A 16898-nucleotide genomic window follows, 5' to 3' on the forward strand; every position below is an offset into this window, starting at 1 on the left:
CGACTCTCCGCCGAAGCACAGCTAAGCGAAAAACAAACAATCGTACGAACTTGATAAGCGGGGACGTTTGAATGCCGACGTTTAATATCGTCGACCAAGGGGCGAGCAACTCCGGAAATTCAACCATTGATTCAGTTCTCAATCCCCTTATTGCGAGTGATACGACGGTCGTCTTTCCACCGGGTACATACAGACTGAACGAACTCGTTGTCCCGTCTGGAATCAATGATTTCGAACTCATTGCACCTTCTGGTGCACGTCTCGTCCCTGATCAATCAGGAGACAATCTTCGATGGATCGACGTGTCCTCAAGTGGATTCGTGTTGGATGGATTCGAACTTGATATGCGAAATATCACGATACCACCGTTCGTGCGAATGAATTCTAGCGCTGGTAATTGGGAACTAAGACGACTCATTACGCGTGGAAGAGTTCGGGCAGCTACAGACACTAACATTGGATCAAATAACTCTGGAGAGGCGCGTACCTATTTTCGCTTGTCAGCGGCAGCAGGCACACGTGGTCTTTTACAGGACTGCTATTTTCACGCAGGATCCTGTGCGCCGACCGAGGCGAGCAATCGCCGAGCAATCCTAATCGAATCGGCGAAGGGTGCACTCACATTCAATCGATGTTGGTTCGAGAGATGGGGTGAAAATACAATTTATGCAAAGAAACCAGAAGGAAAATTCAAAATACTGAACTGTTTCTTCCGCAACTCGCAAAATGGACTACGACTTGGAGGCGATACAGAGGTTCGTAACTGTGTCTCGATTAAAAACAACCAACATCCACGGTCAACATGGTCAGGTGGGTCACTTCAACGAGGAGTGAACATCGAAGCAACTAGTCCGTCCGATTCGTCAGTGGGTATCAACAGTTATGATGGAACACTCACCATTGCGGATTGTGACTTCTATCATCGTTATTTAGATAGTAGCTGTGGTGGAGCCATTACGGCATCCGTTCCATGCCAGCGCATCAATGTTCAACGGGTTCGGATTAGTTATGAATCGAGAAAGAATCACGATGCAATCTATACATCTGATGGCCGGATGGATGACGGCACGCCAGCGAACCTCGAGTATCTTCAACTTGAGGATGTTCACGTTACCAACGATCATCCTTCGGAGTATGCGATTTACATCGGCCAAGAGCCAGACACGTGGGGAACTGTGTCTGGTGTATTAGGTGGCAGTGGTGCTCAAACCAACTCATCCTACATTAGCGAGCAGATGACTACGAGTGGTACTCCAACACAACCAGAAAGAACTCCACCACTCCGAAGCCCACCGCCATTTGGGGAAATCCCGATGCAATCGTCACAACTTGTCCGTATCGATAACACGGGCAATAACGAACCAACCTCATACCGAATTACCGCAGGTGAGGATGTTCTTCCTGCAGGGAACGATGGTGCATCATTAACGATGGAATGGGGACCGAATGGAAGACCAATGCGACCGTCGAATTCAATGAAAGCGACTGGCACAGTGCCTGCTGGGAAAGTGCATGCGTATTACGTCACTGGTGGCATCGAAACAACTGAAGCAGTTGGGCCAGCAACTTGGACTGTTGATGGAGATGTCTACGACCCGAACGCTAGCAACATTTTTTCGACAAACACTATCTCGAGTAACCAAGCAACCAGAGGTCAGTGGCAGCAAGCTGAATCGGGTGACCAGCCGACGGGTGTTACCATCGCAAAACCTCTTTCGTATAACGGTGGGCAGCCTGTTCACGTTCGATTGCGAAACGACGCCAATGCTGGCTTTGAATATAAGCTTGAAGAATGGAATTATCTCGATGGCTCTCACACTACCGAGACATTCCACATCCTTCACTCGCTTACTATGGAACCAAGTGAGCGTGAGTTCGGGCTTAGTGATGGCACACGTTATCAAGTAAAAGCAGGAGAGGTGTCAGTATCTGATGAATTCAATACTGTTTCGATGGGGAACTTCTTTACAGAGAGGCCGGTTGTCCTAGCGCAATCCCAGACATATAACGGCACTGAGCCGATCGTTACTCGAGTAACGGATGTCTCGCCAAATTCTTTCCGAGTGCGGCTTCAAGAAGAGGAAGCAAACGGTGCGCACACCACTGAAACTGTTGGCTATATCGCACTCCAACAAGCGACAGGGCAAATAAATACCCAATCGTTTGAAGTACAACGAACTGCCCAAACAGTGTCTGATCAATGGACTCTGATTGGTTTCCAGCAAGAATATGAAACACCTCGGTTCATTGCTGGCTTGCAGACCTATAGTGGTCTCGATACGGCGAACTTGCGCTACCGGAACCTATCAGGAACCGGTGTCGAGGTTAAGGTTGAAGAAGAACAAAGTGCTGACGCCGAAACAGCGCATACCACGGAAGCGGTTGGTTATGTTGTGTTCGAAGGAGCGACATCGTAACTATCTCTTTGCTCTCAAAAATAAATCATAAATGTCAAATAAGGTCCTGTCCTTCAAAGACAAGATAACTAACGATCTCTGAGGTGTGGCCAGTCTCTGTATCAACGCTTTGCTCTTCTTCGACGCGGATATCAACGGCTGATCCACTAAGGCTTTGATAGCGAAGAGCCGCTGGATCACCGCCATCATATGTGTGAAGATTTGCGATGAAAACTGGCTCTTCATAGACGCGTTGGAACGTAATCGAGGCCCAATTGTTGGTGATAGTATCGGGAGTAAACCCAGCCTCAAACGGAACGCCGTTGAGCGTGCTCACACCCGGTTCAACTGCGATATAGCCGACTGTTTCAGAAGCATGATTACCGCCGGCTGTTTCTTCTTGGAGACGGACATCGAAACCTGTGCTCGAGACGTGCCGGTTGCGAGTGACGATCGGAGCAGCTTCATTGACCGTTTGGGCTTGGGAGATCACAACCGGTGTTGTGGTAAACGTCTGGAAGAAATTCTGGCGTGAGAATGTATTGTCTGTTTGAATATCTCCGACTTCAACTCGCATACCTGCAGGCATTGTGTACGCACCAGCATCCATGAACAAGTAGTGAGCAGTTTCAGCGGTATGACTACCATCTAGATAAGCCCATTCTTCAAGTTGATACTCAAAGCTCTCATTTGTGACTCCACGAACCCGCATGTGACTGGGTTGACCGCCATTCGTTGACGGTGGCCCCATGAGTGTGACTGGGTTTGTGAATGAGCCCTCCGACGTGATTGATTCCCATGTAGTGCGATTGGGTTGATTCGTTGAAATGCTGCCACGCTGGCCGATTGCAATGGCCGCTTCAGCATCAACGAGCCCGTATCCTTGTTGGTTTGCGGTGAGACCAATATCCTCAGCTGTTGTGCGCAGTTTGCCGCGGACACCACCTGGGTCGTCATAGCTCTCTTGCGTGAGCGATCCGCTGGCGTCGTATGCGATGTTGGTTGCGTTGAGGTAACCATTCGCCATAAGCAAGGCCGCTGTGGCGCTGACATGTGGTGCGGCTGCCGAGGTTCCCGTTACAACAGCAGGATTATTAGCAGAAAATGATCGAACGTATCGGCCAGGGGCAGTGAGTTCGACTTCGGGACCAGTTGACGAAATATCCGCGAGTGTATCGTTGCTGGCGCTTGCCGTAACCGCGATTACTTCTGGATATGCTGCGGGGTAGCTCACGCAACCTTCACACCCTCGATTACCAGTAGCGCCAACGAGGAGAACACCTTTTTGGTAGGCATATTTACATGCATCGCGCACTACTTCTATCTCTATTCCAGCGAAACTCATATTCGCGACGTCCCATCCCTGATCTGCAGTATATACAATAGCTTCAGCTGTCGCTAAATAATCTCCAACTCCTCGACAATCGAGAACCTTGAGCGCATGTAATGTTACCTCTGGAGCAACACCGACAACGTGGCTGTCATTGTTTATCGCGCCAGCAATCGCAGCAACAATAGTGCCATGATCTCTGTCATCATCCCAAGAATAATGACAAGTGTTTCCATTTGTATCCGTTTCTGAGCAGGATCTCCCATCGAAGAGTGTGTTACATGAATGATAGAATGCCTTGCCCTCGCCAAGATTTGCTTGGAGATCAGGATGGTCACTATCGATGCCACTATCAAGAATTGCGATGTGTGCGCCCTTTCCAGTGTATCCCTTATGATTTGCCTGTTCCGAGTTGATTCGATCTGCCCTCCATGAAAGCGTTTGGAGGCCGGTTGTACCGTGATTAATCGCTGTCATTAACCCGTTTTCTTCGACATATCGAACATCTTTACGACGGCGAAGGGCATCACGTGCCGGTGGAGGAAAGCGTCCTGCAACCGCCTGCCCAATGTCTCCAAAGTCTAAGACGCGTCCAACTGCTGTTGCATGTGATTTGGCTGCATTGACTGCGGCCGGCGATGCAGTGCCCACAATATACTCCGCCATTGGTTGCACAGAACTTTGTCCACGGCCCGTCATCGTCAGTGCTCCAAGGCTTCCAGCGGTACTACTCAGAATTTGTCGTCGAGTTAAATTTTGCTGCGCAGTAGATATATATTATTTGAATCAATGTATTTATCTAGTTTAATAGTAATAAATTAAAATTTGGATGGGATACCGATCGAAGTCCAAGAAGATGTGACCGTTATGTTTTAGGCAACACGTCCTGCCCAAGTGTGAACGTTACCGTGCGATCCTTATTCAGGTTAACTTGTTGGTGCTGGTTTTGGACATAGACATCGTATTTCCCCCGCGGCAGTTCGACAGCGATCTGCCCAGCACTATCGGTGTATCCAGTAAAGACTGTCTCTCCGTTTCATTATCCAATGGATCGCCAGCATTGTTCTGCACAACGGCAGTCAACGTGTGTATACCCACACAACGGTCAGCAGGGCTGAACTTGGTTATATTAGAGAGAGCTATGCGCGTGTCTACGTCAGGGCGAAGAGCACCAATATTCGGTGCTGTATCAGTATCATGGGAAGCAATATCGATCGCGGTTGCCCCACTGACGCCTATTGTAGCGAGGATTACGCTCACTAAGACGATGGATAGTATTCGTCCTACTTTTCTACTCGATCTCATCCATATAGTTTCACTTGCTCCAGTATATTTATAAATAATCATTATTATATATATTAAAGATAAAATGAGTAATTAAGAGGTGCCTACTGTAATTATTTACTATTTAGAACGCCATATTTATCTAGTAATAATATGCGAATCAAAACCAAATATCACGTTCAGTATCATATACTCACACCAGTCTAGCGATGGTATGGTTCCTTTGGTTCGTCTTTATTGCCTTCGTCACCCACTCCCTGAGTAAGGTACTTAAAACGAGAATCACTTCCCTCGCTCCATTTTCTCTCGCAAATGTTCAATCCGAGTGATTGCACTTTCTGCGTCGTTCCCAAAGCCAAATTCGACTTCATGATACTGTTTACTAGCGCGAAGGACTTTGCGAACAGTATGCCGTGAGAGGCGAGTCTGTTGGCAAACATCATAGAGGGTTGTTGCATCTTTTGCAATGCTGATGAGTTCTTCAACTGTAATATCACATGTTGGCGGAAGATATTCGTGTGGGGATTTGGGCATATTCTGCCTTGATCGGCTCATAGGCTGTTCTCTCATTCCAATTATTAAAATGTTTTCCGCCTAACTAGATCATTTCAGAGAAAAAAAACAAGATGAAGCATTCTGTCATTACAATCTTTTTTGTGCAGTCTTCGTATTCACCGTTGGAAAGTGATACCGTTGCCTGCCCAATATGCGGCCATCTTACCAACCATTGGGGGTCTAACAATCTATTTCGAGAATGTTTCCGATGTCCTGTTCGATTCCAAGCAGGGCTACAATGCAATTGTCATTGGGCCATAACTCGACTAATTCTTTGAGTACAAGTTTAGCAAATTTTGAAGGTAGGTACCGTATCTCCCTCGTTTTTAAACACGCCTATCTACCCCGTATTCATATGATATTAAGATATGAATCAAAACAATGTGTTCTTCTATGGGGCTCAATACCTGTAATCGAAATACGCGCAGTTATCGCAATTTATGGGTTATACGATTGGCCGTTCACCGTCCACCTTGCCGGTCCGCTTCCTGACGTCGAAGTGATTCCACCGGTAACGTAGAATGCATGTATTTGCCCAGCTGGGACAGTTCCTGTAGCGCGAGTCGAATTAGGCGGTCGCTTTGCCGAAACGGATGACGCCCATACCATTGTCAATGTGGCACCCCCGCCACCTGCTGGACCAATAAAGTTCCCCGCTCGGATATCATAGGATGACGCCGGACTATTCCCCTTATTGTTAATGCGAACGAGCTGAGCTGATTGAAGAGGTACCGATCCGAGTGCTGGTGGACTTGGGAGCGGTGGGTTTGTATTCGGGGCTGTAGGAGAACCGTTGGTTGTCATTCGTCCACGAACGTAAGATGAGTCGGTCTGAAGTCCGCTTCCTCCAATCGTCCCAGAGACCGTTCCCCAGGTGTCCGGTGTTTGCTCGATCGAAATTCCATACACGGTTCTGTGGTCGTTTCTGACCTGTACGTTCTGGAGCTGGAGATACGCCAAATTGGCAGATGACCCGTTAGACATCCGGCCATTTCGCATGTAGATTGCATCTTCGTTCAATTTGGTCGAACTATAACTGATCCGGGTATTTCGAACATCAATTCGCTCACACGGGATGCTTCCACCAATCGGAGCGCGACAGCTTGGATCCTGATAGCGGTGTAAAAAGTCGCTTTCGTTGATCGTGAGTGTTCCATTGTAACTATTGACACCAGTTGCAGAACTTTCAGTAGCTTCTACGCTCACACCCTTTTGGAGCGACCCATTCGACCATGCCGACCTCGGATGCTGAGCGTTCTTAATTGAAACGCAGTTACGAACTTCGGTATTTCCACCCAAGCGCATGCCGTTCTGCGTGTTGCGGAGGAAACAGTTGTATATATTTACCTTCCCCACGGGATTCTTAGCGTAAATTGTGTTTTCACCCCACAGCTCGAACCAACATCGATTGAGTGTGAGTGCCCCGCTTGATGAGTCGATCAGGATCGCTCGACGATTACTCGCCTCAGTTGGTGCACACGATCCTTCATGGAAATAACAGTCCTGTAAAAGACCATGTGTCCCCGATGCTGAAGAGAGCCGGAAGTACGTCCGTGCATCGCTTGAATTGTTGGAGCCGATCTTGGAATCAGTGTTTGCACGAACCTTTCCACGGGTGACGAGCCGTTTTAGCTCCCACCCTCCCGAATTAGAGTTCATCCGAACGAAGGGAGGAACTGTTACGTTGCGCATGTCGAGTTCAAAGCCATCAAGTATGAACCCCCGTGAAGACACACCGATCCATTGAACGTCGCCGGATCGACCGGGAACGAGCCGCGCTCCATTGGGAGCGGTCAGCTTGAGATTATCAATGCCGGACGGGACAACAAGATCGTTGAGTTTGTAGGTACCCGATGGGAAGACGATGGTTGTATTGTCTCCAATAAGTTGATCAAGAACTGAGTCGATAGCCGTGCCCCCAGTGTTGCTTGCACCTTCGGTGACGATGTTGTAGGTCGGCATTCACCGTCCCTCCAGAAACGCTTGTTTTATGCGCTGGCATGTAATGAGCTTCTGCGGTGTTTTTCTCTGATCTAGTCTCATTTTGATACCAATAGGGCCAACGTATTTGTTACTGGTTGTCATGGTTTATGGAATATTTTATTCTTCATGATAGGCTATAAAAACATGGTATAACCTTAGTAATTGCATCCTAAGAACAAGTGAATATGTAGTAATGAACGGTTAACTAATATGTATCGCGTAGTAATTAAATTACAATGGATAAAAAAGATTACTTAAATAAAACTGAAAACAATAGACGAACATTTCTAAAAACAGTAGGAATTGGAATAACAGCAGCCGGACTCGGAGGTACTCCTACGATTGCGCAACAGACGGACGAAGAGGATGAACAACCTGTTGGATGGACAACGCACCGAGCTAATCCAGAGCGAACTGGAACTATCGACGCGACTGGTCCAACTCCGTACCCAACAACGGACTGGACACTCGACCCAGATGGGACGTTATTCGGTGTCGAGCCGATTGTTACTGATGGAACAGTGTATCTTGCCACGACAACAAACAACACCCCATCAAAGTATGATGGCTACGTTGGTGCATTTGACGCACAAACGGGCGAACAGCAGTGGATTCAATCCGAAATTCCTGCACCCACAACCCCAACGATCGCTGATGAAATGGTGTATATTACGACAAAGAGAGTAAGGGGGACTAATTCTAGTAGAAGCGGTCTCTACGCGCTCGATGCCGAAAGTGGTGATATTGCATGGAAACAAACACAGCAGGATCAATGGACGGTTCCACTCATTGCGGAGGAAACAGTGTATGTGGCGAACGAAAACGGAGCGCATGCATTTGACCCTGCTACCGGCGACAATGTGTGGCGAAAATCAGGGGTTGGTGGTATTGCACACGGGTATGAGGGACAGGTGAGCTATGCTGACGGAACACTAATCTACGCTGACGGAACGGCGCTTAATGCAAGAGATGGGGCAATGGAATGGCAAACGCCAAGTGATCAACCAATGCTTGGGAACTCTACGGCCGATAATGAGCGAGTCTATTTCCTTCAAGGTGAGTATATACAAGGGAATGATCACCGGATATCTGTTGAAGCGCGGTCGATAGAAACCGGGCGTATCGATTGGACGCACACCAATTCAGACAATTTCTGGGATGGTCGCCTTGCCGTAGCAAACGGCCATGTTTTTCTATTTGAAGATTTCAACGGAACTTCCGCTGTTATTGCGCTCTCGGCAGAGACTGGAGCAGAAGCTTGGCGACAGGAGCTACATGGAGATTTTGTCAGCAATCCAACCGTCGCTAATGAAATGATCTATTTAGGCGGACGGCATGAACCGGAATCACCATTCGACGCTGGACGAGCGTTTATCGCTGCCCTTGAGCTGGAAACCGGCGAGGAAAACTGGAAATATCTACTCGATAGTAGCGATCTCGAAACGTCGCCGGAGAACCCACCCGCTGCTGGTACACCGGTTGTCGTCGGCGATCAATTGTTTACTGCGACTTATCCGGCTGGATCGACACTCGACTATGAGTACGTATATTACAGTAATGTCTTTTCACTGGGGTCGTGTGATACACGGCCAGATGCTGACGATTGTTTTCTCACTGACGAGCAACCAAATGAATCAGAGCTATCACAACCAGAAGCCTGTATCGATAGCATAGCACAGCAAGATCTGTCTGAGCTTCCTGCTGGTGAAACTGTCTGGCTTAATGGCTACTGTTCAACAGGACGTGAGTTGCAGTATGAATGGGATACAGACGACGATGGACAATATGATGCAATGGGCCCCACTGTGGTAGTTCCTACACCAACTTGTGGCGCAATACCAATCAGTCTCAGGGTGACAGACTTCCAAGGAAATACCGATCGAACAACTGTTACTCTCTCGACAGTTTAGATATTAATTCAATTATTTATAATTTCAGTTTACAAACTAACTGCACTGCGGGTTGTTACATAAGAATTCAGCAATAAGCTATTTGTTGGGGGAACAATTTTAGCCATTGTAATTTTATGTATTGAGGTTGTTTAGTGCAATATGGCATTGTTAGAACTGGCAGTGGCGTTCTTCGTCCTTGCAATCATCGCTGGATTTTTCGGACAGCGGGGAATCGCCGGGTTATCAATGCGTGCAGCGAAATGGTTAGTGATCGCATTTCTCGTGCTCGCGGTCATTTCGTTGGTGCTCTGATTGCTCCCGCGAGCGAAGCCATGGATTTTTCACTGAGAGTTAGAGCTACGTAAGAGAGTTCATCGCTTTACTGGTAAAGGTCCAGTCGTTAGCAAAGACTTCGATAATCTAATCCTTAAGCACGGTACGTTGAAATAAGCGCAAAGCCTCGCCCGTTAGGGCGGGGAAAATATCAGTGGTACTGTTCGCAAACTGATTCCAATCCCTCGCGGAGTGCAATTTTTGGCTCCCAACCTGTTTCTGCGTGTATCTGGGAGTAGTCCGCCATTGTATCATGGACATACACTGAGTCCGGAATCGGGTTTTCAATGTATTCGGGTTCGATATCGGTGTCGAGTTCTTCGTTGAGGAGCTCGACGAGTTCGTTGAACGAAATTTGTTCGCCAGTTCCGAGATTATAGACGCCCGTCAATTGGTTTTCTGCGGCAAGAACAAGCCCTTGAACGATATCATCAACATGGGTAAAGTCACGTGTTTGTGTGCCGTCCCCGAATAGAACAGGAGCTTCACCCTTCGCCATATCATCGGCAAATTGTGCGATAACATTGGCGTACTCTTTTTTGTGTCCTTCTGCCCCACCGTAGCCTTGATAGACCGAGAAGAATCGCATCCCGGCCATGTTCATATCGTAATGATTTGCAAAGTACTCTGCGTACTTTTCGCGCGCGAGTTTCGAAGCTTCATACCCCGTGTTGACTGTTACATCCATATCAACTGGTGATGGTTCTGTTCGATTACCATAGATGGATGAGGTAGATGCGTAGACAACGGTGTCACAGCCATCATTGCGGGCCTGTTCGACCGTATTGACGAATCCTTCGATGTTCACGCGGGCACCCTTTGTTGGGTTTTCCTCGTGCATCTTATATGACGAAAGAGCGGCGAGGTGGAACACGGCATCGACATCCGTTGGAAGGTCATTGTCAAGTACACTCTTTTCGTGGAGCTCAACCGCGTCATCGAGATTATCAGGGGTCCCAAGATACCCGTCGTCGACAACGATAACGTCGTTTTCTGTAGCGAGGTGGTTTGCGAGATTCGATCCGATGAAGCCTGCGCCACCGGTAACGAGGACTCGTTTATCAGTTAGGTGCATTTGGATCAGCTATTTTCAATTGACTCGGAGATGGGACTTATATGAACCGGTTATAGGATATGATGTCTACTAAATTACTAAATCAAATGGGCGAAATAGTCTGCGAAAATTTGGTCAGTGATTAGGTCCTCTTCTGATAGTCACACTTCTCACAGCTCAGCTCACGTGTTTTGGAGATTCAGAGGTGATTGACCGTGCAAAGTATTGTACAAGGATTCAAATCGAGATTTGAGGTATTCAATTCTCTAACGGAAAATTATATTAGCGTGTTCAAGAGCGATGTGACGAAGAAAGAATACTCTGACTAATTGATTAAATTTGTCAAAACGTGTTAGCGGATCAATAGTGGAGACAAACAAATTTTACGGTTCTTCGTTTTGCCTTTTAGTCAGCATTGATACTGTGTCTTCGACCACATGCCAGACTTGTCGTGTAACAATTTTAATATCGAACCAGAACGACTGTCTCCTAATATATTCTAGATCGTATCGGAGTTTCGTCTTTGGATCCGTGCTATTGATCTCGTGAATTTGGGCTAACCCCGTCAATCCAGGTTTGACAAACCATCGTTTGCGCCACGTCTCGACCTCTGCTTCCAGGTGTCGTTCTTCCTCCGTCCAAGTTGCACGTGGACCAACAACGCTCATTCCACCAGTTAAAATCGTCCAAAGTTGTGGAATTTCGTCTAAGTGTGTTTTTCGAAGCACGCGACCAACACGTGTTATCCGATCATTCGTTTTGTCCTCTTCCGGCTTTGCTGACTCACTGTCTGGAAGCATCGTTCGGAATTTGTACACCTGAAAAGTCCCACCTAGTTCCGCAGTTCGGACTTGACTGTAAAATACAGGTCCAGGGCTATCCAGTTTTATCGCTAGTGTGATAATGCTGAGAAGGGGTGCAAGTAATAGAAGACTGGCGGATGCAAACAGAATATCGAATGATCGTTTAAATAGATAATCCTGCCAATCCCACGGCTCAAGAGCAATTTCGACGAGTTCATCGTCCTCTGTTGCCTCCGTCTTTGTGAGGACGCTATCGATATGACGGCTCGGTGCTTTCGCAGTTATCCCATGTTTATGACATGTATCTAATGCACCGAAGAATTCCGCTCGGTCAGTAGTTGAAAACGCTAAAATAGCGACATTGACACTGTTTTCAAGTAATATGTTTTCCAGTCGAGAGAGCCCTCCAAGACGCTTGACACCCGATAACGGTTGTTCATCACCACCATCAGTGATGACTTGTCTCCGTTCCCAATTCCTAATTTCGTTCCCGCTTGGTGGTGAAACATAGCCTAAGACGGGTGTATTGATCACCTCCAGAATATCTCTTATGTGTCGAATATCGTCCCCGACAACGATCGCTCGTTCATTCGCATTTGGTCGTCTCCGAACAATAATGAATAGTAGTGGCAACAAAACTCCAAGAAGTGCTGTGACAATGATGAGTGTTGAACGAGGAAGCCGATACGAATAGTCGAAATAACCCATAGTCGCTAAGCCAAGAACTGCGATGAGAAGCCGCTTTTCAGTAATGAAAAGTGTATCCAGTATCCGCCGTGAACGAGGCTTGAACATTGGAATAAGACTTCCCATCACGACAAAGACAGTAATAGCGCCTGTAATGGCGATTTGCGGAGGAGAAAGAACAGTATCATAAAGCTGATTGACCACCGGAATTTCGGTTGTAACGAACGTCTGTACAGCAGCGTAGTTCGCGATCGCGACCGCAAGTATAACGAGCAATATCGTTCCAACAATACTTGTGAAGCGATACCGGAATTCAGCAGACATTGATTATTTTAAAATCGGTAGAGGGCTATAAAGCCTACGTCTTATTAAAAAACCTTGATTAAAAGAAAACAGAATAACGAATAATATTGGTAATTAAAATAGTACTCAGTTTTCAGGGTCTTGGCTCCATTCTATTGGGTATATGGTATATATACAGACATGAGAAATTAGCAAATTACCATTAGATTCTGGTTACTAACCTATAGGCACATCATTACAAAATCGTTAGAAAAGTATAGTTTGGTATGGTTGCGAAAATGAAAAATTTCAGTTATTTTTATATTCAAAACAGACCTCACAACAAATGAGTACAAATGCACTAACCTATTCAGTAGACGTGAGTTCGTTTTGGAAAGGATATTTAGTTGGTAGCCTATTTTCTATTATTTTTTGGATTATAATTATATATCTCGCATATGTTCTCTGACTTGCGCGATTAAACGAGGAGAAGAAAAACTCCTCCGAAAAGTGCCAATACTCCGATCCCGACACAAACTGTCCAAAAGGACACACGTTCAACAACGCGTAACAGTATGTCTATGGTGAGATACCCGATAATAGCACTAGTCGCGAGTGCGACGACTGCAAGCTTCGGTTCGACAGCGGGAAGACCACCGGTATCAAGGACAACCAGCACTCCTGCACCTGCCGCTGCTGGGATACTAAGTAAGAACGAGAGACGAAACGCGTTCGCACCACTGTATCCTCGGAATAAGAGCGTCCCTGCAGTCGTTCCTGATCGCGAAACACCAGGGAGAATGGCTAATCCTTGCATTCCGCCAACAAGGAGCGCATCGATCAAGGTGGGTGTTTCACGATTTCCTAATTCAAACTGATCTGCGGTTCGAAGAAGTATCCCTGTTCCAATCAACAACACGCCAATGAATGCAACAAACCCACCCCCAGCTAATTCGGAAACGACGGCGTCAAGAGTCATGTACGCGAGTATTCCAACAATCCCAGATGTGACAGTGGCGATTGCCAAAAATGATAATTCGGCTTGCCGGGTTTGAAACGCTGAATCAGGACGCCACTCTGGTAGTGATTCAACAACACCTTTGAGTTCATCTCTATAATACACTGCTGCAGCAATAGCAGTTCCAGTATGTAAGAAGAGAGAAAAACGGACTGCTGCTTCTGGATGGCTTCCCATCGCACGAAGAAAGAGTGTGATGTTTCCCTCACTAGAGATTGGTAGCCATTCGAAAATTCCCTGTAAAATTCCAGCAATAATCGCAATGAGGAGGGACTTATCGATCATGATAAAGGCGTTCTCACCGAGGAAGAAAGGTAATTCGGTTTTTGATTTGCTTAGACGCTAGTATAAATTCTGTACCAAATGAAGAGAATATACGTTTAAAATGATGTGGTATTTTGTCTTATTCACCTCAAATGTAGGATGCTAACCAGCTCTCACTACTTTCGATATCCACAGATCAGGTACCCGAAAACCAACGCAGAAAGTATTGATGCGACCGCAGTATTGAACAGTGTGTAAACTGAAAACATTTGGTGAACTGCGAAACCAAGAGCAAATCCGAGCATCGGGACATCAACAGTGTTCTTCCGAACGATCCCTTCAATAATACTACCAAATACTATCAGCACATACATCAATCCACCAATGATACCTGTGTTGAGGAATATCTGAACATATGAATTATGTGGGGAATATCCACGGAAGGCCGGATCTGGTACGTACGGAGCAATTGCTTCGTGTGTATTGATCAATCCATAGCCGAGGGGGGATGGGGCGTCTAAAAACGCGCGAAGCCCACCTGTCCAAAGAGCAAACCGACCGTGTGTATCTATTGGTATTATTGACAGGAATATCCCTGCGAAGAATAAAAATGTCAACAGTGCAAGGGAGATAACGGAGTACGGAACGCTCTCACGACCCAATAGAACATATCCAAGATATACGGTCGATGCCAAGCAAAACGCGATCCAGGATGCTCGTGCGTGAGTTAAATACATTCCGAAAGAATTTACAAATAATAACGCTGCCGAAACAGATATTGGCAAGAATTGTCTCTTCTGAGCGTTTTCTACTGTTAATACGAGTGCACCAAAGGCACCCGCAAAGGTGAGGACACCAAGGAGGTTTGGATTGACGAAAATCGACTGCAAAAATTGAATTTCTGTTCCAAATATTGGCAGTTGGAATTTAGCGCTATAGAGCTGGATTTGAAGCCAGGCTAGCTCATAGTCCCCAATTATATAGGCTGGCAACCCAATTAGGACCGCAAATGCTGACACAGTAGAAACGCCTAGAAGAAAGACATTACGAGAAACATATCTTGGAAGAAAAAGGAGGTTTAATCCAAAAATCAATGCCACATAGACGACGAACGATGCTCTAGTTGAACCGGCACTCATACCATTGACGTGATAGAAGTATACCCCAAGTAGTGTTACATATGATCCAATATATATGGCTCTACTTCGAAGAAACTGCAAGAAATTGTGACTAATGAGTGGATACATGGCATACAAGATGAAAATAAGGAGTACGTGTATAAACCGTCCTTTATCTGGAACTGGAATATATTTGTTATGCTGGCGGAAGAGAATAAAAGTCAGTAATATTAGGGCTGAAATTTGCGCAACATGAATCCACAAATTTCGGTTGTCGTCGTAATAGCTTCGCATTAAAAGTAATAGTGGGGCGAAATATAAGTAAAGTAGAGCCAGATGAAATGACCCATATTGTTCCGGCGAGTTCGTTGCACGGAGGAGAACATCGGCAAAGAGAAGAGGTATTAGAAGAATTTGGATTAAAGCAATTGGGTGAAATTGGTTCGTAAACGGATTTAGAGATAGCGAAGTAGATGTTCTTTGTTGATCTTGTAAACTCATTCTTGTTCCTCGGTAACTAGATGGGATATTGTGCTAGGGGCTAAAAAAAGTATTTCTTATCATTTTCAAATACTTGTTACACACTGTCAGAATTCTATATAAGTGCCCAATCTATAATGATAATTTACTATTCATCCGGTATTGGTAATATTTGCCAGAATTAATTGTGTCCTTTATAAATGAAAAGAACTATGCCCCAATATCATTATAGTGAACACGATGAAAGCGGTCATTCTCGCTGCTGGTGAAGGATCTAGGCTCAGACCCCTCACTAATCGTCGTCCAAAACCGATGCTCCCGGTTGGAAACAAACCACTGCTTGAATCGGTTGTTGAGGCAGTTTCTGCAGCCGGTGTTACTGAAATCGTTCTTGTCGTCGGCTATCAGCGAGAACGAATTCAAAGCTACTTCGGCAATGGCGACCACTGGGGCGTAGATATTACATACGCTGTTCAGGAAAAACAATTAGGGACTGGACACGCACTCTTACAGGCAGAACCGTTTATTGATTCGAATTTCATCACATTAAACGGTGATCGCTATATCGAATCACGGATCGTTGAGGATTTAATCGATAAACATCATGAAACTGAAGATTCATGTATTGCGGTGACGCGTGTTGAGACTCCGAATCGATTTGGTGTCGTCGAACTTGACGGTCAAATCGTCACTGAACTCATCGAAAAACCGAAGCCACAGACTACTTCCTCAAAGCAAATCAACGCTGGTGTGTACGCATTCACTCCAGATATATTTTCGGCTGTTCAGAATACAGAAAATTATGGTGAGCAAGAATTAACAACAACACTCCAGACACAATCTGCGATTCGCCCACTGCGGGCAGTTCAATGTAATTGTTTCTGGGGTGATGTCTCGTACCCATGGGATCTTCTCTGGCTCAATAACTATGTTTTAGATCAACAACAAGCCGTTCATGAGTCAGAGATACCTCAGTCAGTAGACATCGCATCGACTGCTGTTGTCCATGACAATGTTATGATAGAGGAAGATGTAACTCTTCAACCCGGAGCGACAGTCTCTCGGGGAACATCACTCGGCGAAAACGTTTCTGTCGGTGCAAATGCCGTCATTGAGGACGCCGTGGTATTCTCAGATGCTACCATCGCCCCTGGTGCTGTTGTCCGAAGTTGTATCGTTGGGGCGAATGTCACCATTGGCGCAAATACAACCATCGAAGGCGGTAACGCCGACATCGTACTCGATGACGAAGTTCATACAGATGTGACGTTCGGTGGTCTCATTGGCGATAACGCCCACCTCAGAGGAAATGTTACGGTTGAACCCGGTACCATTCTTGGCGAAAACGTGACCGCAGACAGTGGTACAGTTGTCAGTGGATTAGTTGCAGATAACACGATTATACAGCGAGGTTAATTC

9 protein-coding genes are annotated in these 16898 nt (G+C 46.2%); 4 read left to right on the forward strand and 5 right to left on the reverse strand.

Annotated elements, in window-relative coordinates:
- Positions 1–71: 71 nt before the first annotated feature.
- Positions 72–2417, forward strand: a complete 2346-nt coding sequence (locus tag LIX15_RS25060; RefSeq protein ID WP_227777627.1) for a hypothetical protein — start codon at positions 72–74, stop codon at positions 2415–2417.
- A gap of 34 nt (positions 2418–2451) precedes the next feature.
- On the opposite strand, the gene LIX15_RS25065 is transcribed toward LIX15_RS25060, so the two are convergent.
- Positions 2452–4425: a S8 family peptidase gene (locus tag LIX15_RS25065; RefSeq protein WP_227777628.1), complete on the reverse strand. Its 1974-nt coding sequence runs from the start codon at positions 4423–4425 to the stop codon at positions 2452–2454.
- A 3359-nt stretch (positions 4426–7784) separates the two neighbouring features.
- Here LIX15_RS25065 and LIX15_RS25070 point away from each other — a divergent pair.
- Complete coding sequence (locus LIX15_RS25070; protein ID WP_227777629.1) at positions 7785–9458, forward strand: outer membrane protein assembly factor BamB family protein; 1674 nt, start codon at positions 7785–7787, stop codon at positions 9456–9458.
- A 147-nt stretch (positions 9459–9605) separates the two neighbouring features.
- Entirely contained in the window at positions 9606–9752 is a 147-nt protein-coding gene (locus tag LIX15_RS25075; RefSeq protein ID WP_227777834.1) for a DUF1328 domain-containing protein, read from the forward strand.
- Between the two features lie 172 nt (positions 9753–9924).
- On the opposite strand, the gene LIX15_RS25080 is transcribed toward LIX15_RS25075, so the two are convergent.
- The 4 genes from LIX15_RS25080 to LIX15_RS25095 form a co-directional block, all read right to left on the reverse strand.
- A complete protein-coding gene (locus LIX15_RS25080) occupies positions 9925–10848 on the reverse strand; it encodes an NAD-dependent epimerase/dehydratase family protein (RefSeq protein WP_227777630.1) in 924 nt (307 codons plus the stop codon).
- 362 nt (positions 10849–11210) lie between these two features.
- On the reverse strand, positions 11211–12641 hold the full coding sequence (locus LIX15_RS25085) for a sugar transferase (RefSeq protein WP_227777631.1): 1431 nt from the start codon (positions 12639–12641) through the stop codon (positions 11211–11213).
- A 436-nt stretch (positions 12642–13077) separates the two neighbouring features.
- Complete coding sequence (locus tag LIX15_RS25090) at positions 13078–13902, reverse strand: undecaprenyl-diphosphate phosphatase (protein ID WP_227777632.1); 825 nt, start codon at positions 13900–13902, stop codon at positions 13078–13080.
- 155 nt (positions 13903–14057) lie between these two features.
- Positions 14058–15020 (reverse strand): O-antigen ligase family protein, encoded by a 963-nt coding sequence (locus tag LIX15_RS25095; protein WP_227777633.1) that lies wholly within the window; start codon positions 15018–15020, stop codon positions 14058–14060.
- Between the two features lie 699 nt (positions 15021–15719).
- Between LIX15_RS25095 and glmU the strand changes: the two genes are divergently transcribed.
- A complete protein-coding gene (gene glmU / locus LIX15_RS25100; RefSeq protein WP_227777634.1) occupies positions 15720–16895 on the forward strand; it encodes a bifunctional sugar-1-phosphate nucleotidylyltransferase/acetyltransferase in 1176 nt (391 codons plus the stop codon).
- Positions 16896–16898: the final 3 nt, after the last annotated feature.

The organism is Haladaptatus pallidirubidus (genome assembly GCF_020700235.1).
Taxonomy (GTDB): Archaea; Halobacteriota; Halobacteria; order Halobacteriales; family Haladaptataceae; genus Haladaptatus; species Haladaptatus pallidirubidus.

Bases quoted from the DNA above. Each gene is read 5' to 3' on its own strand.
- LIX15_RS25060 (WP_227777627.1), top strand. From the start codon at position 72: ATGCCGACGTTTAATATCGTCGACCAAGGGGCGAGCAACTCCGGAAAT.
- LIX15_RS25065 (WP_227777628.1), bottom strand. From the start codon at position 4,425: ATGACGGGCCGTGGACAAAGTTCTGTGCAACCAATGGCGGAGTATATT.
- LIX15_RS25070 (WP_227777629.1), top strand. From the start codon at position 7,785: ATGGATAAAAAAGATTACTTAAATAAAACTGAAAACAATAGACGAACA.
- LIX15_RS25080 (WP_227777630.1), bottom strand. From the start codon at position 10,848: ATGCACCTAACTGATAAACGAGTCCTCGTTACCGGTGGCGCAGGCTTC.
- LIX15_RS25085 (WP_227777631.1), bottom strand. From the start codon at position 12,641: ATGTCTGCTGAATTCCGGTATCGCTTCACAAGTATTGTTGGAACGATA.
- LIX15_RS25090 (WP_227777632.1), bottom strand. From the start codon at position 13,902: ATGATCGATAAGTCCCTCCTCATTGCGATTATTGCTGGAATTTTACAG.
- LIX15_RS25095 (WP_227777633.1), bottom strand. From the start codon at position 15,020: ATGAGTGCCGGTTCAACTAGAGCATCGTTCGTCGTCTATGTGGCATTG.
- glmU (WP_227777634.1), top strand. From the start codon at position 15,720: ATGAAAGCGGTCATTCTCGCTGCTGGTGAAGGATCTAGGCTCAGACCC.